Origin of the sequence: Mycobacterium sp. pR1184 (assembly GCF_041287235.1) — a bacterium.
In the GTDB taxonomy this organism is placed as follows: domain Bacteria; phylum Actinomycetota; class Actinomycetes; order Mycobacteriales; family Mycobacteriaceae; genus Mycobacterium.
Genome location: NZ_JBGGKR010000022.1, coordinates 1 through 16,987 on the forward strand (window position 1 = coordinate 1; position 16,987 = coordinate 16,987).

The window sequence follows — 16,987 nt, forward strand, 5'->3', positions numbered from 1 at the left end:
ACCCCAACGGCCACACCCAATGGATCCCCCCACCCCACCTCGACCGCGGCCAACCCCGCACCAACACCTACCACCACCCCGAGCGACTGCTCTGCGGCGGAGACGACGTAGCGTGAGCCGCGTGAACGGCGCGCGCACCCTGCTCCTGATGCGGCATGCGAAATCTGGATACCCACCCGGCGTCGGGGACCACGAGCGGCCGTTGGCACCCCGGGGCATCCGGGAAGCGGCGCTGGGCGGTGACTGGCTGCGCGCCAATCAACCCGGAATCGGCGCCGTGCTGTGCTCGACGGCCACCCGGACCCGCCAGACCCTGGACCGCACTGGCATCGATGCGCCCGTGCAATTCCGCGAAAGCCTCTACGACACCACCACCGGGACGATGATCGACGAGATCAACAAGGTTCCCGACTCCGTCGACACCCTGCTCGTCGTCGGACACGAACCGACCATGTCGTCGCTGGCGCTCGGTCTGGCGAGCGACGAAGGCACCGATGTGGCTGCAGTGCAACGCATTTCAGAGAAGTTCCCGACATCGGCGATCGCGATCCTGAAGGTCGCCGGCGACTGGAAAGACCTGCAACTGGGCGGAGCGACGTTAATCGGCTTCCACATCCCGCGCTGACGAGCTAGGAGTTCGTCGAGAGCGTCAGCTCCATCAGCTTGAGGGCCTGAGCGCAGGCATCGATGCCGGGCGCCTGCGGGTTGACCCACCAGCCGACCACACCGGCGGCATCGCTGGCCACCCCGCAGGCACCGTTCGGGTCGTCCGGGCGCATCACGATCGAACTCACACCGGCGATCGTCCGGGTTTCCACCTTGTACTTGAGGAAGTCGGCGACCTTACGTTCTTCGCTCAGGCTGCCCTGCTCGAACCAGAACCGGGTGATGTCGATCAGGCCGGCCGGGTTGGCCGCCTGCCAGCGGCAGATCGCGCCGACGAACGTGCTCTGGATGTCGAGCGGGTCGGCGCCCACGGTCTTGGCCAGGATGTCGCTGGTCAGAACCTCACATTCCTTCAGCAGGTTCGGGTACTGCTGCTGGGAATTGTTGTTGCGCGGCACACCGCCGGCACCGGCCTTGACGGCGTTACCCCCGATCGACCTCGAACAGCCGGTCAGGATCACCAGCGCGGCGGTCAAGATGACCACCGCCGTCCGGACACGTCTTGTCATCATTTCGAGTTCGCAATCGATTGACGAGTCAGTTCTTTGGCGATGTCACACGGCGGCGGGAAGGGCTTTTGGCTGAAGCTGATCGACCACTCGATGAAGTCGTCCTGGAACTGGATGCCCACCTCGCACAGCGAGTCGCCCAGGTTCGGCTCATTGCCGACGGCGATGAAGCCGCTGTGACCGTTGATGTTGATGTCGTCGACGCTGGCGCGCGACAGCTCCTCGGTCTTGCGCTCACGCCCGATCGGGCTGCCGCGGTACCAGGAGAACGAGAAGTGCGGACCGAGGATGCCGCCGCCGGCCAACCACTGGCAACCCACGGAATTGCGCGCCGTGTTGATCAGCCCGCTGACCTTGGTCAGCTCGGCAACCTGCTGGTCGTTGATGCCTCCGCATTGCGGAAACATCGGTCCGTGGTGGCCCTCGGCGTTGCCCGGCGTGGACGAGGACGTCCCGCCCGGCTTGTTGTCACCGGAACCCGAGCAGCCCGCAACCGCCGGGGCGAAGATCGTGATGGCCGCAAGGGCTAGCGCCGTGAGGTTACTCCGCACCGCTACCCTGCTTCTGCTCAGCCTGCTGCTGGTCCACACGATGCACTGTAGCGGCAGCCCATCGGGTCAACCACCGACGCGCCACCTGAGCAGGCATTTCAATGTGTTTGCCAGAGGGGGCGCGCGCACCCAACCGCCCGGCGGTGCTGCGCCCCACGACGCGTGCCGTATGCGACAGTTACCAAATGCTTCTGGCACTGCTGCGCCAGTACATCCGGCCGTACCGCCGGCTGGTGGCGGTGCTGATGGTGCTGCAACTGATCAGCACGCTGGCGACGCTGTACCTGCCGACGGTCAACGCCGCGATCATCGATGACGGCGTCGCCAAGGGCGACACCGCGACGATCGTCCGGCTCGGCATGGTGATGCTGGCCGTCACCGGGCTGCAGGTGCTCTGCTCGGTCGGGGCCACCTACTTCGGCTCACGAACCGGGATGGGGTTCGGCCGCGACCTGCGACTGGCGATGTTCGAACACGTCACCACCTTCTCCGAGCCCGAGACCGCCCGATTCGGCGCGCCGACGCTGCTCACCCGCAGCACCAACGATGTCCGGCAGATCCAGTACCTGGTTCAGATGACGGGCACGGTACTGATCACCGCGCCGATCATGTGCATCGGCGGAGTCTTCATGGCCATCCACCAAGAGGCCGCACTGACCTGGCTGTTGCTGGTCAGCGTCCCGATCCTGGCCGTGGCCAACTACTGGATCATGTCGCACATGCTGCCGCTGTTCCGCAGCATGCAAGCCCTGATCGACGGCATCAACCGGGTGATGCGCGACCAGCTGTCCGGCGTACGGGTAGTCCGGGCCTTCACTCGCGAAAGCTTTGAGCGCGAAAGGTTTTCCCGCGCCAACACCGCGCTGTCGAACGCATCCCTGACCGCCGGCAACTGGCAAGCGCTGATGCTGCCGGTGACCACGCTGACGATCAACGTCTCCAGCGTCGCGCTGATCTGGTTCGGCGGGCTGCGCATCGATCGCGGCCAGATGCAGGTCGGCTCGCTGACCGCGTTTCTGGCCTACTTCACGCAGATCCTGATGGCCGTGTTGATGGCGACGATGACGCTGGTGGTGCTGCCACGCGCATCGGTATGCGCCGAGCGGATCACCGAGGTGCTGTCCACCCGTCCCGCCATCGTGAGCCCGCGACATCCCCGGCATCCGGACGCGGGCATCACCGGCGTTGTCCGCCTGGACGGTGCGACATTCACCTATCCGGGCGCCGATCGCCCTGTGCTGCAACATATCTCGTTGACCGCGCTACCCGGCACCACTACCGCGGTCGTCGGCAGCACCGGCTCTGGTAAGTCGACGCTGGTGTCGCTGATCTGTCGGCTCTACGACGCGACCGAGGGCGCGGTCCTGCTCGACGACCTCGACGTCCGCGACTACGACACCGAGCGGCTCTGGTCGGCGATCGGGCTGGTCCCGCAGCGCGGTTATCTGTTCTCCGGCACCGTCGCGGAGAATCTGCGCTTTGGAAAGGCCGACGCGACCGACGAGGAGATGTGGGATGCGTTGCGGGTCGCCGCGGCCGACGAATTCGTGCGCGCGCACCCCGACGGGCTGCGGATGCGCGTCGGCCAGGCCGGGATGAATTTCTCCGGCGGGCAACGGCAACGGCTGGCGATCGCCCGGGCCGTCATCCGCCGCCCGGCCATCTACTTGTTCGACGACGCGTTCTCCGCGCTTGATGTGCACACCGATGCGCGGGTCCGGTCCGCACTGCGGGAGATCTCCGGTGAAGCCACCATCATCGTTGTCACACAGCGTATTTCGACCGCATCGCAGGCCGACCAGATCGTCGTCGTCGACGACGGGAAAATAGTGGGCTCGGGCACCCATGAGTCGCTGTTGACCGATTGCGCCACCTACGCGGAATTCGCCGACTCACAGTCGGTCGGCGCCGGAGTAGGAGGAACGCGGTGACCACGGCGACCAACCGGGTCGCCCGCGAAACCGCTCCCCGCATACGATCACGCGACTTCTGGGGCACCGCGGCCCGGCTGGTGAAACAGCTTGCGCCCCAACGGACGCTGAGCATCGCGGTGGTCGTCTTGGGCCTCACCGGCACGATGATCGGCGTCGTTGTTCCCCGAATCCTCGGCCACGCTACCGATTTGCTCTTCAACGGCGTGATCGGGCGCGGGCTTCCGGCGGGAATCAGTAAGGCACAGGCCGTCGCCCAAGCGCGAGCACGCGGTGACAAGACGTTCGCCGACCTGCTGTCGGGAATGAACGTAGTGCCCGGCCAGGGCGTGGACTTCGGTGCGGTGGCGCGAACACTCGCCCTTGCCCTGGCCATGTATGCCGTTGCCGCGCTCCTGATTTGGGCACAAGCCCGGCTGCTCAACCTGACCCTGCAGCGCACCATGGTCGCGCTGCGCAGCGACGTCGAGGACAAGGTGCACCGACTGCCACTGTCCTACTTCGATGGACGGCTGCGCGGCGAGCTGCTGAGCCGGGTGACCAACGACATCGACAACGTCCAATCCTCACTGTCGATGACGATCAGCCAGCTGCTGACGTCGATCCTGACCGTCGTCACGGTGCTGGTCATGATGCTGTCGATTTCGCCGCTGTTGACGCTGATCACCGTGCTGACCGTGCCGCTGTCGCTGCTGGCATCACGCGCGATCGCGCGTCGCTCGCACCGCCTGTTCGTGGCGCAGTGGACCAGCATCGGAGCGCTGAACGCCCACATCGAGGAGACCTACAGCGGATTCACGGTGGTCAAGACCTTCGGCCACCGGGAGGCGGCACGCGCACAATTCCGCCGCCTCAACGACGACGTCTACCAGGCCAGCTTCGGCTCCCAGTTCTTCTCCGGTCTGGTGGCACCGGCCACGACGTTCATCGGCAATCTCGGCTACGTCGCGGTCGCGGTGATCGGCGGCCTGCAGGTAGCCACCGGACACATCACCCTCGGCAACATCCAGGCGTTCATCCAATACGTGCGGCAGTTCAACACGCCGCTGAGCCAGGTGGCCGGGATGTACAACACCCTGCAATCCGGGGTGGCCAGCGCCGAGCGGGTGTTCGAGCTGCTCGACGAGCCGGAGGAAGCGCCGGACGCCGCGCCGACGCCGCCCAACGGCCAGCCGCGCGGACGCGTCGAGTTCCAGCATGTGAGCTTCGCCTACCGCCCCGGCACGCCGGTGATCGAAGACCTCTCGATAACGGCCGAGCCGGGCAGCACCGTGGCGATCGTCGGACCGACCGGAGCGGGCAAAACCACGCTGGTGAACCTGCTGATGCGGTTCTACGACGCCGATTCCGGACGCATTTCCATCGACGGCGTCGACATCACCACGATGAGCAGGCAAGCCCTGCGATCACGAATCGGCATGGTGCTGCAAGACACCTGGCTGTTCGACGGGACCATCGCGGAGAACATCGCCTATGGACGCCCCGGCGCCGGCGCGGACGAGGTGGTCCAAGCCGCCCGGGCAGCCTATGTCGACCGGTTTGTCCAGACCTTGCCGGCCGGCTACCAGACCCGGGTCACCGGCGACGGCGCCAACATCAGCGCCGGCGAGAAGCAGCTGATCACGATCGCCCGCGCGTTTCTGGCCCGTCCGCAGCTGCTGATTCTGGACGAGGCAACCAGCTCGGTGGACACCCGCACCGAGGCGCTTATTCAGCGGGCCATGCACGAGCTACGCCGCGACCGCACGAGTTTCGTTATCGCACATCGACTTTCGACGATCCGTGGCGCCGACCGTATCGTGGTGGTCGAGTCCGGGCGCGTCGTCGAACAGGGCAACCACGCCGAATTGATGGCGCGCCGCGGCGCCTATTATGCGATGACAAAAGCCTGATTTTTCGGTCCGACCGCGACCTCGAGGCGTTACTGAAACGGCGCCAAGAAGTTATAGAGGATCCATTTAGAAGTGCGGCTGACGCTAGTCCCATCAGCACCCCAACCGCACACCTGAAAAGGATCACAACAATGTTCACTCGCCGGATCAACACCATCGCCAGCACCATCATCGGCGCCGCCGCCATCGGGATCGTCGCGGTCGGCACCGCCGGCACCGCCGGAGCCACCACCGCCGACGACGCGTTCCTCGCTCAGATGGACAAGCTCGGCATCTCCTTCCGCTCGCCGGCGGACGCCATCAAGGACGGCCACAAGGTCTGCCAGGAACTCGCCGCGGGCAAAACCGGGACCGACATCGCCACCGAGATCCTGCAGCAGACGGACCTGACCAACCACCAGGCGGCCTACTTCGTCGTCGACGCCACCCACGCCTACTGCCCGTCACTCGCACCGCAGCTCACCTAATCGCGCCCACCCACTGGATGGGGGGTCTCGGGTAACCGGGATCCCCCATCCGCCATTTACCGGCCGGCAAAGTCCGCCCGCCAAGTCATTGAGAATCCTTTTAGGGGTGGGCGCGACGCTGTGTTCATCGGCAGACAGACCGCATACCCGAAAGGACCACAGCAATGTTCGCTCACCGTATCCGCACAATTGCCAGCACAGCGATCGGCGCCACCGCCATCGGGATCGTCGCAGTCGCCGGCGCCGGCGTTGCGGGCGCCAGCACAGTCGACGACTCCTTCATCACGCAGATGGGCAAGGTGGGCGTCACCTTCACCTCACCAGCGGAGGCTGTCAACAATGGCCAGAAGGTATGCCAGGCGCTGGCCTCCGGGGAAAGTGGCGTCGACATCGCCAACGAGGTCGTCGGCCAGACGAACCTGACCAGCAGCCAGGCCGCCCACTTCGTCGTCAACGCGGCCACCGCGTACTGCCCGCAACTGGGCGGCCCGCTCAGCTGAACGCACCACCCGCCAAACGGGGGATCTCGGTAACCGGGATCCCCCTTTCGGCATATGCTAACGCCCCAGGCGCGCACTCACCCGCGCCGGCCACGCACCGCACGAGACGCAACCACCGCGTCCGCAACAGCGAAGCCGGATTGGAACGCATTGCCCATCAAGCTAATTCATCATCGGTTGCGGGTGGCCGGCTGCGGGCCGATTCATGCAGGGTGGCGTGATCCGATTCAGACGTACCAAATCCGGCATCGGCCTCACTAAGCTTTCAGGGCGGCGGTTGATTTGCTGCGCGGCGATTGATATGCAGGAAGCAGCTGTGGCCAACACTTCAAGGAGATGTCGATGAAGCTCTCGCCTCGCACCGTTAGCGCCGCCGCTGCCGCCGCGCTCGCCCTCGTCCTCACCATCGCCGGCTGCTCGAGCAACTCCAACACCGGCAAATCACCCGGGAGCACTTCCACCACCTCCAGCAGCGAGGCGGCCACCCTGCTCAAGCAGGCCGCCGACGCGATGACCAAGGTGACCGGGATGCATGTCAGCGTGGTGGTGCAGGGCGACGTGCCCAACCTGCGGGTGACCAAGCTCGACGGCGACATCTCCAACACCCCGCAGACGGTTGCCACCGGTACCGCGACGCTGCTCGTCGGCAAATCCCCGCAAGACGCGAAGTTCGTTTACGTCGACGGCCACCTCTACTCCGACCTTGGGCAGCCCGGCACCTACACCGACTTCGGCAACGGCGCCTCGATCTACAACGTGTCGGTGCTGCTGGACCCCGGCAAGGGGTTGGCCAACCTGCTGTCGAAACTTCAGGGTGGCGCGGTGGCCGGCACCGAGCAGGTCAACGGCGTCGCGACGACCAAGATCACCGGCAACTCGTCGGCTGACGACGTCGCCACGCTGGCCGGCTCCAAACTGACCGCCCAGAGCGTGACGACGGTGCCCACCACGGTCTGGATCGCCTCGGACGGCTCCTCACACCTGGTCCAGCTTCAGGTCCACCCCACGAATGACACCTCGGTGACGCTGACGATGTCCGACTGGGGCAAGACAGTCACCGCCACCAAGCCCGTTTAGGCGCGCTGGTCAACGGCACGGAACTGCAACCCTAGAAACGTGGAAACCGCCGGACCGCCGGCTTTCGGAAAGGAATCACCAATGAGGATGATTACTCGTCGCCGGCGGTTCACGGTGGCCGGCATGGCTGCTGCCGCCGCCATCAGCATCGCGCTGGCTCCCGCGGCCGGTGCCGCCGATCAATACGGCGCGATCGCCTACTCCAGCAACGGTTCCTGGGGCCGCAGCTGGGACTATCCGACCCGGCCGGCCGCGGAGGCCACCGCGGTCAAAAATTGCGCCTACACGGACTGCAAGGTGCTGACCAGCTTCACCGATTGCGGCGCAGTCGCGACCAATGGCAGGGCATTCCAGGGCGGGGTCGGCTCCACCCTGGCCGCCGCGATGAGGGACGCGCTGACCAAACTCGGCGGCGGCTCCATCGACACCTGGGCGTGCAACTAGCGGCCCTGAGCACCGTCTTCATCCGCGCGCGGACGCCGTTAGGTGCCGCGCGAGGTCACTCCAAGAATTCGTGGAGATAACAAATAGGCCACGATCGGAGCCTTTTCTCAACCACCCCGCACGACCGCGGGACGAGAAAAGGGGACACGATGAATACCACGAAGATCGCCACGATCGCCAAGACCGCCGCCCTGGCACTCATCGCCGTTGCCGTCACGCTGGGATTGGCCGCACCGGCCGGCGCGGCCGCCGGCACCATGTACGGCGACCCGGTGGCAGCCGCCAAGTACTGGCGCTACCAGAAATACGACGACTGCGTCCTGATGTCGAGCGCCGACGTGATCGGCCAGATCACCGGCAAGGAGCCCTCAGAGCGGGCCATCATCAAGGCGGCGCAAGCCACGCCGAGCGTCGTGCACCCCGGTTCGATCTACACCACGCCGGCCAACACCAAGAACCCGAATTCCGGTATGGGCACCAGCTTTGCGGACATCCCGACATTGCTGGCGCTGTACAAGATCAACGGCACGATCACCAACGAGGAGCACGCCGCCAAAGACGGCATCCTCGGCGGCATCGAAGGGCTCGAGGAGCAACTCGGCGAGGGCCACAAGGTCATCGTCAGCGTCAACGCAGAACTCATCTGGGGCCAGCCCGTCGAGAACAAGGACGACAAGGGCCACCCCCGCGGCGACCACGCGGTGGTGGTCACCGGTATCGACACCGCCAACAATGTGGTGCACCTCAACGACAGCGGCACCAAGGACGGTCGCGACGAGCAGATCCCGACGGCGCTGTTCATGAAAGCCTGGGAGGCCAGCAAGCAGCTGATGGTATTCACGAGCTAGCCGGTCACGCACGTCAACGGCGGGCAGCCACCCCGAAGCACACGCACCGGGCCGGCTGCCCGCCTCATGCGTTTTCGATGAACCCCAACCGGATTCGAGCGAGCAGTCGATGATCACGCTGGCAGGGAACGCATTTCAGTCGAGAGCAATACCGAAGCCGCGGCACACCAATCCCCACCGGTATTACCGAATTCGGTGGGTTCGTATCACAATGTCAAGGAATGACACCGTATGGGCAGATGACGCCGCACAGAGAACCCGGAAGGGCTGGTTAGCGACGATGGTAGACAAAAGTCTCGAATTCGGCCTGCTCGGGCCGTTGGAGATGACTGTTGACGGCACCATGGTGCCGTTGGGCACGCCCAAACAGCGGGCGGTGCTGGCCATGCTGCTGATGAACCGGAACAGCCCGGTCGGCGTCGAAAGGCTGATCACCGCCCTGTGGGAGGACGAGCCCCCGTCCGGGGCACGAGCCAGCATCCACTCGTACGTGTCCAATCTGCGCAAGCTGCTGTCCGGCGCGGGCATCGACCCACGGGTGGTACTGGCCGCGGCGCCACCGGGTTACCGGCTCACCGTCGACGAAAACAGTTGCGATCTGGGACGGTTCATCACCGAGAAGGCCGCGGGCGTGCAAGCGGCCGCGCTCAGCAGGTTCGAGCAAGCGAGTCAGCACCTGTCGACGGCGCTGGCGCAATGGCGGGGTCCGGTGCTCGAGGACCTGCGCGACTTTCAGTTCGTCGACACCTTTGGCACCTCGCTCGTGGAGGAGAAAATTCTCGTCCACACCGCGAAGGCAGAGGCCGAAATCGCTTGCGGACGTGGCGCCTCCGTGGTCAGCGACCTCGAAGTCCTGATCGCCGAGCACCCCTATCGCGAGCCGCTGTGGGCCCAGCTGATCACGGCCTACTATCTGACCGACCGCCAGTCCGACGCGCTGGCCGCGTACCGCCGGGTGAAGACGACACTGGCCAACGAGCTCGGGATCGACCCCGGCCCGACGTTGCGGGACCTGAACGAAAAGATCCTGCGCCAGGAGCCGCTGGACGCCAAGAAATCGGCCAGGACCACGGCGGTCGGCACCATCACCTTGCTGGACCAGCGCACTAAGGTCCCCGCCGGCAAGCCCGCCGCCTACCTGCATGAAGCGTCGGGTCGCAGTTACCCGCTGCGCATGGCAGAGACCCGGATCGGGCGTCTCAGTGACAACGACATCGTCCTGGCCAGCGCCAATGTGAGCCGTCATCACGCCGTCATCGTCGACACCGGCACCAGCTACATCATCAACGACCTGCGGTCGTCCAACGGCGTACACGTGCAACACCAACGCATCCGCTCGGCGGCCACGCTGAAGGACGGCGATCACGTCCGAATCTGCGACCACGAATTCACCTTCGAGATCCCCCGGGGCTACAACAGCGACGCGTCGAACTGAATATGGTTGTTGCACAATATTTTTCGTAGCAAAAGCTGGCATGGCCAATCACCACAAGGCTTTTCGTCGGGTCGCACCGGTGCCGGTAGGCGACTCGCCCGCACAGGGATCTCGCGATTTGTCACGCGTTCTAGTGCGCGACGGCCTACCGTGATGGTTGCTAGTCGCGGTGGTTACGGGCGAGGATCTGCCCGTAATTGTTGATATCGTCGGCGGTCTGCGGTCGGTTTGGAGGATCAGCGATGAGCGAGGAGCAGAACTCGCGGGTCGGGACGATGTTCGGGCCCTACCGCCTAAAGCGGCTGCTGGGCCGGGGTGGGATGGGCGAGGTCTACGAAGCCGAGCACACCGTCAAAGAGTGGACGGTCGCGGTCAAGGTGATGACCGCGGAGTTCAGCCGGGACCCCGTCTTTCGTGAGCGGATGCGGCGCGAGGCGCGCACCGCGGGCCGTTTGCAGGAACCGCACGTCGTACCCATCCACGACTACGGCGAAATCGACGGCCAGATGTTCATGGAGATGCACCTCATCGAGGGCATCGACCTCGACGACGTGCTCAAGCGATTCGGACCATTGACCCCACCGCGCGCGGTCGCGATCATCACCCAAATCGCCTCGGCCCTCGACGCGGCCCACGCCGCCGGCGTCATGCACCGCGACATCAAGCCGCCCAACATCCTGATCACCCGCGACGACTTCGCCTACCTGGTCGACTTCGGCATCGCCAGTGCCACCACCGACGAGAAGCTCACCCAGCTAGGCACCGCGGTGGGCACCTGGAAATACATGGCGCCCGAACGGTTTTCCAATGGCGAGGTAACTTACCGCGCCGACATTTATGCGTTGGCCTGCGTGCTGTACGAGTGCCTGACGGGCACCCCGCCGTACCGGGCGGGCACCGCGGGTGAGCTGGTCCGGGCTCACACGACCGACGCCATCCCGCAGGCCAGCGCGGTGCGCTCGGGCATCCCCAAGGCTTTCGACGCGGTGATCGCACGCGGCATGGCCAAAAAGCCCGAGGACCGCTACGCCAGCGCCGGTGATCTGGCACTGGCCGCCCACGAGGCGCTCAGCAACCCCGATCAAGACCACGCCGATGACATCCTGCGCCGCAGCGTCGAGGCCACCATGGCCGCCGAGATCAAGAGCCCCCCGCCCCCGACCACTCCCGCCACGGCACCGCCGCCGCCCAGTACGCCGCCGGCGCAGTATCCGGGACCGAGTTCCGGGCCGGTGCCGCCGCCCACGCCGACCGCCCGGCCCTGGGCACCCGAGAGCGGCCCGGTCCCGACTCCGAGCCAGCACGCCTCCGGCGCGCAGTATTACCAAGGCAGCAGCGGCAACTGGGGTGGCACGCCGCCTGGCACACCCCCGCCGGCCGGGCCCACGGCCTGGACGCTGGGACAGCACCCCCCGTCCAAGCCCAAGCGCAGCCCCTGGCCGATCGTCATCGGAGCGGTTGCCCTGGTCGTGGTCCTGGTGCTCGCGGCGATCGGCGTCTACCTCGCCACGACGGAGGACGACAACCCCGGGCCGCATCCCACGCCGACCACCACGACCACCCCGCGTAAGACCACGACCACGACGACCCCCACCACCACGACGCCCGCACCGGGCGACCTGGAAGGCCAGCTGCTCAGCATGGTGCCCCCGGGCTACCCGAGCGGCGTGTGCACAGCGGCAACGGCAAAACCCAACACCGTGTGGTCGGACGCGCTGGCGGTGGTCGACTGCGACCAGAACACCAACCCGGGCGGCCCGTCGAAAGCGCGCTACGGGCTGTTCCCCAATCCGGGTGTCCTCAAAGATGCGACGGATGCCGACATCAAGCTCCTGACGCTGGCGACCTGTCCCGGAGAAACCAACAACCCGGAAACCTGGCAGCACCCGAATGACCCGAAGGTCGACGTCGGCGTGGTCGCCTGCGGCACCTACAACAATCACCCCAACATGGTGTGGAGCAACCAGGTCAAGCTGCTGCTGTGCGACGTCTTCGGCGACCCCCCGACCATCGAGGAGCTGCACACCTGGTGGACCAAATACGGTGGCTGACCCGCGGCAGCTAAAGGTCAACCAGCCCAAGGGCATTGCCAGCAAACCGCGCCCGAGGGCGGAACAACGCGAGGACCACCCCTGGATCAGCTATACAAGTGGTGGACGTGCTGACCGTTCTCGAGGCGGCTAGCTAACACAGCGGAGGCGATGCGTGGACGACAGGACCGACATGGTCACCACCGTTCCCGGCTTGGAGCTGCGGGCGGGTGGGCGTACCTGGCAGGCCACCGCTGGCCGGTCCTGGAGCGTTGGCCGCGCGCACGAGGCCGACATCCAGCTGGAGAACCCGAGGGTGTCGCGCCAGCACGCGGTGTTGCAGCCGACCCGCGCGGGTTGGGTTCTGGTCAATCGCAGCAACAACGGGATGTTCGTCAACGGTCGGCGGGTGGAGAGCCTGCCGATAACCCAGCCGATCACCGTCGTGCTGGGGTCGCCGTCCTCCGGGCAGGCGCTCGAGCTCTGCCCGATCGCGCCGCCTCCCAGCCCGGCTCGGACACAGACCGTCGCGCCGACGATGGGGTCGGTCGGCGAAACCACGGTGGCCCGGCCGCCGACCGCGGTCTACACGATGGACCAGATCACCATCGGGATTGGCCGCGGAACCGACAACGACGTCGTGCTCGACGACTTGCTGGTCTCTCGCCACCATGCGGTGTTGCGCCGCTCCGGAAATCAGTGGGAGCTGGTCGACAGCAACAGCGCCAACGGAACCTACGTCAACGGCCACCGGATCGCGCGCGCGATCATCGGCCCTAACGACATCGTCGGTATCGGCCATCAGCTGCTGCACCTGTCCGGTGACCAACTCGTCGAATACACCGACACCGGCGACGTGTCTTACCAGGCCTCGAACCTGCGGGTGGTCTCCAACAAGGGCAAGGTGTTGTTGGCCAACGTCAGTTTCGCCCTACCGCAACGCTGCTTCATGGCGGTGGTAGGGCCAAGTGGCGCAGGCAAATCCACGTTGCTGAGCGCGTTGACCGGATTCCGCCCGGCCAGCAGCGGCGAGGTCCGCTACGACAATCGCGACCTCTACCAGAACTACGCCGAACTGCGGCACCGGATCGGCTTCGTGCCGCAGGACGACATCCTGCACACTCAGTTGACGGTGCGACGAGCGCTGAATTACGCTGCGCAGCTTCGTTTTCCGCAGGACGTCTCGGCCCGGGAACGAAAGCAGCGCATCGACGAGGTGCTGAGCGAACTCGGGCTGGCCGCACACGCCAATCAACGGATCGACAGCTTGTCCGGCGGTCAGCGCAAGCGCACCAGCGTCGCGCTGGAACTGCTGACCAAACCGTCCCTGCTGTTCCTCGACGAGCCCACCTCGGGCCTCGATCCGGGCTACGAGAAGTCCGTCATGCAGACGCTGCGCGCCCTGGCCGACGACGGCCGATCCGTCGTGGTGGTCACCCACAACACGGCGCAACTGAATCTGTGTGACCGGCTGCTCATCCTGGCGCCGGGGGGCCGGCTGGCGTACTTCGGTCCCCCGCAACAGGCTCTGAATTACTTCGGTTGCAACGACTTCGCCGACCTGTTCAACCTCCTCGAACACGACACCACGACCGACTGGACCGGCCGCTACGTCGCATCGCCGATTCACGGCGCCCTGACCGGACCGCACGCCACGCTGAAGGCCCCGGCACCGGCCAGCCGTCCGGCGAAGGCGGTCGCCCAGCAGAGCTCCGTCGCCCAATTCGCCACACTGTGCCGCAGATATCTGGCGGTCATCGCCGCCGATCGCCAGTACGCGGTGACGCTGCTGGTCCTGCCACTGCTGCTGAGTCTGTTCGCGCACGCCGTGCCCGGAGAGGCCGGGCTGTCACTGACCAAGGCCATCGAGACGAAGTCCACCCAACCCTCGCAACTGTTGGTGTTGCTGATCATCGGGGGCGCGCTGATGGGTTGCGCCGCATCGATCCGCGAGATCGTCAAGGAACGGGCCATCTATCAACGCGAGCACGGCATCGGGTTGTCGCGGATGGCCTATCTGGCCTCCAAGGTGGTGGTCCTGACCGCGTTGACCACAGTGCAAGGGCTGATTCTGGGCTTCCTCGGGGTGGTCGGCCTGCCTCCCCCGGACCAGGCCGTCGTCCTGCCTTGGCCCCGAGTCGAAGTGGCGGTGGCGGTCGTCGCCGTCACCGTGGTCTCGATGCTGATCGGTCTGCTGATTTCAGCGATGATCGGCAACGCCGACCGCGGCATGCCGCTGCTGGTCCTCGTCGTCATGGCCGAACTCGTGCTGTGCGGCGGCATGTTTGGGGTGAAGGGCCGCATCCCGCTGGAACAACTGGCGTGGCTATCGCCGTCACGCTGGGCCTACGCGATGGCCGCCTCGACCATCGATCTCGACGATCTGCGCCGCACCGCGGGCGGCGACGAAGACCCGCTGTGGGAGTACCACCCCGGCAATTGGTGGATGGCCGTGGCTGCCTGCGCGATCCAAGCGATCGTCTTGATCGTCCTGATCGCGCTGCGACTCAGACAGCTTGACCCCCAACGCAAAGCGGCCAAGTGACACGCGCCCTTTGAGGGCCGGGATCGAGGCGAGTGCGCTCCGTCCGCGTTTGCCGTCGTCGAGCGGCGGGCCGGCCGCGCCTACCGTCATGGGCGCTTGCCGGGCGTTGCGGCCGACGAGTCTACGGGGATTTTGTTGATATGGTCGGCGGGTCTGCGGTTGGTTTGGAGGATCAGCGATGAGCGAGGGGCAGGCCTCACGGGAGGGCTCGACGTTTGGGCCCTACCACCTGAAACGGCTGCTGGGCCGGGGTGGGATGGGCGAGGTCTACGAGGCCGAGCACACCGTCAAAGAGTGGACGGTCGCGGTCAAGCTGATGTCGGACCAGTTCAGCTCGGACCCCGTCTTTCGTGAGCGGATGAAGCGCGAAGCGCGCACCGCGGGCCGTTTGCAGGAACCACACGTCGTGCCGATCCATGACTACGGCGAGATCGACGGAAAAATGTTCATGGAGATGCGCCTCGTCGAGGGCACCGACCTGGACAGCTTGCTCAAACGGTACGGTCCGCTCACGCCGCCACGCGCGGTCGCGATCATCACCCAGATCGCGTCGGCCCTGGATGCCGCCCACGCCGCCGGCGTTATGCACCGCGACGTGAAGCCGCCCAACATCCTGGTCACCCGAGATGATTTCGCCTACCTGGTCGACTTCGGCATCGCCAGCGCCACCACCGACGAGAAGCTCACCCAGCTCGGCACCGCGGTCGGCACCTGGAAATACATGGCCCCGGAACGATTCACCAACGACGAGGTGACCTACCGCGCCGACATCTACGCGTTGGCGTGTGTGCTGCACGAATGCCTGACCGGAGCCCCGCCGTACCGCGCCGACAGCGCCGGTGTGCTGGTCAAGGCCCACATGAGCGATCCGGTCCCGCTGCCCAGCGCGGTGCGCGCGGGCATTCCCAAGGCTTTCGACGCGGTGATCGCACGCGGGATGGCCAAAAAGCCCGGCGACCGCTACGCCAGCGCCGGTGATCTGGCGCTGGCCGCCCACGAGGCTCTGAGCACTCCCGATCAAGACCACGCGTCGGACATCCTGCGCCGCAGCCAGGAAGCGACCTTGCCCGGTAAGGACAAGCTCGAGCAGCCACCGACGATCGCGGGCACCGCGGCCGCGCCGCCCGTGCAGCGGCCGGCCACACCCCCGCCACCGCCGACGCCGACGCCGTACCCGCGTCCGAGCTCCCCGCCGGCGCCGCCGCACCACGCGCCGAGTCCGCGGCCCTGGGCGCCCGAGAGCGGGCCCGTCCCCACCCCGGGTCCGCCCGTCTCGGGCCCGCAGTATTACCAGGGCAGCAGCGGCAACTGGGGCGGCCCGCCATCGGGCGCCCACCCGCACGCACAGCCCGTCGGCCCCACCCAGTGGAACCTAGGCCCGCAGCCGCCCAAACCCAAGCGCAATCCGTGGCCGATCATCGCCGCGGCCGCCGTGGTGCTCGTGGTCGTGGTCAGCGCGGTGGCTATTTGGCTGATCATTCCCGATCCCAAGCCGCCACCGGAACCGATTGCGTCCACGCGGCTCAACTCGCTGCTGCTCAGCGCCTCGGACATCAACACCATCATGGGCGCGACGAACATCCAGCCCGGCAAGCCCATTACGACGATGGGCACTTCCTCGATGACGGTGTCGATACCGGACTGCGAGGGCGCGCTGTACACGACTCAGGACCCGGTGTACGCCGGCAGTGGCTGGACGGGCATCTACGGTCTGGTGTCCGCCGAGCCGGGCGACAACAACGACCACTGGGTCAACCAAGCGGTGGTCGCGTTTCCGACCGCCGACAAGGCCAAGGCGTTCCTGCAGGGCTCGCTGGACAAGTGGAAGAAGTGTGTCGGCCAGACGGTGACGGTGGACAATTCGGGCAAGACCTATCGGTGGACTTTCGCCCCCGTCCAAGGCAGTTCGCCGAAGATATCGGTGCTGCAGACCCAGGAGGGAGCGGACGGCTGGCAGTGCGAGCACGCGATGAGCGTGGCGAACAACGTGATCGTCGACGTCAACGCCTGCGGCTACCACATCAACGATCAGTCCAGCCAGATCGCCGAAAAAATCGTCGATAAGGTGAACAACGCCTAACCGCGCCAATGC

The 16,987-nt window shown here is 66.1% G+C and carries 15 protein-coding genes; 13 read left to right on the plus strand and 2 right to left on the minus strand.

Annotation, left to right across the window (positions count from 1 at the left end):
• Both ACAG21_RS27200 and ACAG21_RS27205 read left to right on the plus strand, forming a co-directional pair.
• Positions 1 to 116 (plus strand): hypothetical protein (locus tag ACAG21_RS27200; protein WP_370499416.1); only part of this gene is annotated, 116 nt, incomplete at its 5' end.
• 32 nt (positions 117 to 148) lie between these two features.
• Positions 149 to 625, plus strand: a complete 477-nt coding sequence (locus ACAG21_RS27205; RefSeq protein WP_370499417.1) for a histidine phosphatase family protein — start codon at positions 149 to 151, stop codon at positions 623 to 625.
• Between the two features lie 4 nt (positions 626 to 629).
• Here ACAG21_RS27205 and ACAG21_RS27210 read toward each other — a convergent pair whose 3' ends face one another.
• The gene (locus ACAG21_RS27210) at positions 630 to 1,175 is read right to left on the minus strand and encodes a DUF3558 domain-containing protein (RefSeq protein WP_370499360.1); all 546 of its coding nucleotides are present in this window, start codon (positions 1,173 to 1,175) and stop codon (positions 630 to 632) included.
• Entirely contained in the window at positions 1,175 to 1,726 is a 552-nt protein-coding gene (locus ACAG21_RS27215; RefSeq protein ID WP_370499361.1) for a DUF3558 domain-containing protein, read from the minus strand. Before ACAG21_RS27215 ends, ACAG21_RS27210 begins: the two co-directional genes overlap by 1 nt.
• Positions 1,727 to 1,911: 185 nt before the next feature.
• Between ACAG21_RS27215 and ACAG21_RS27220 the strand changes: the two genes are divergently transcribed.
• The 11 genes from ACAG21_RS27220 (at position 1,912) to ACAG21_RS27270 (ending at position 16,975) form a co-directional block, all read left to right on the plus strand.
• Positions 1,912 to 3,657: an ABC transporter ATP-binding protein gene (locus ACAG21_RS27220; protein WP_370499362.1), complete on the plus strand. Its 1,746-nt coding sequence runs from the start codon at positions 1,912 to 1,914 to the stop codon at positions 3,655 to 3,657.
• The gene (locus ACAG21_RS27225) at positions 3,654 to 5,549 is read left to right on the plus strand and encodes an ABC transporter ATP-binding protein (RefSeq protein ID WP_370499363.1); all 1,896 of its coding nucleotides are present in this window, start codon (positions 3,654 to 3,656) and stop codon (positions 5,547 to 5,549) included. Before ACAG21_RS27220 ends, ACAG21_RS27225 begins: the two co-directional genes overlap by 4 nt.
• 131 nt (positions 5,550 to 5,680) lie before the next feature.
• Positions 5,681 to 6,016, plus strand: coding sequence for a DUF732 domain-containing protein (locus ACAG21_RS27230; protein WP_370499364.1), 336 nt, complete (start codon positions 5,681 to 5,683; stop codon positions 6,014 to 6,016).
• Positions 6,017 to 6,180: 164 nt separating this feature from the next.
• A complete protein-coding gene (locus ACAG21_RS27235) occupies positions 6,181 to 6,516 on the plus strand; it encodes a DUF732 domain-containing protein (protein WP_370499365.1) in 336 nt (111 codons plus the stop codon).
• Between the two features lie 342 nt (positions 6,517 to 6,858).
• Positions 6,859 to 7,593: an LppX_LprAFG lipoprotein gene (locus ACAG21_RS27240; RefSeq protein ID WP_370499366.1), complete on the plus strand. Its 735-nt coding sequence runs from the start codon at positions 6,859 to 6,861 to the stop codon at positions 7,591 to 7,593.
• An 87-nt stretch (positions 7,594 to 7,680) separates the two neighbouring features.
• Positions 7,681 to 8,037 carry a DUF4189 domain-containing protein gene (locus tag ACAG21_RS27245; protein ID WP_370499418.1) on the plus strand — a complete coding sequence of 119 codons (357 nt, stop codon included), beginning with the start codon at positions 7,681 to 7,683 and terminating at the stop codon, positions 8,035 to 8,037.
• 149 nt (positions 8,038 to 8,186) lie between these two features.
• The gene (locus tag ACAG21_RS27250) at positions 8,187 to 8,885 is read left to right on the plus strand and encodes a C39 family peptidase (protein WP_370499367.1); all 699 of its coding nucleotides are present in this window, start codon (positions 8,187 to 8,189) and stop codon (positions 8,883 to 8,885) included.
• Between the two features lie 280 nt (positions 8,886 to 9,165).
• Positions 9,166 to 10,320, plus strand: coding sequence for a BTAD domain-containing putative transcriptional regulator (locus ACAG21_RS27255; protein ID WP_370499368.1), 1,155 nt, complete (start codon positions 9,166 to 9,168; stop codon positions 10,318 to 10,320).
• Positions 10,321 to 10,562: 242 nt separating this feature from the next.
• Positions 10,563 to 12,371, plus strand: coding sequence for a serine/threonine-protein kinase (locus tag ACAG21_RS27260; protein ID WP_370499369.1), 1,809 nt, complete (start codon positions 10,563 to 10,565; stop codon positions 12,369 to 12,371).
• A 154-nt stretch (positions 12,372 to 12,525) separates the two neighbouring features.
• Positions 12,526 to 14,895, plus strand: coding sequence for an FHA domain-containing protein (locus tag ACAG21_RS27265; protein ID WP_370499370.1), 2,370 nt, complete (start codon positions 12,526 to 12,528; stop codon positions 14,893 to 14,895).
• Between the two features lie 178 nt (positions 14,896 to 15,073).
• A complete protein-coding gene (locus tag ACAG21_RS27270) occupies positions 15,074 to 16,975 on the plus strand; it encodes a serine/threonine-protein kinase PknH/PknJ (protein WP_370499371.1) in 1,902 nt (633 codons plus the stop codon).
• The last annotated feature ends 12 nt before the right edge of the window (positions 16,976 to 16,987 follow it).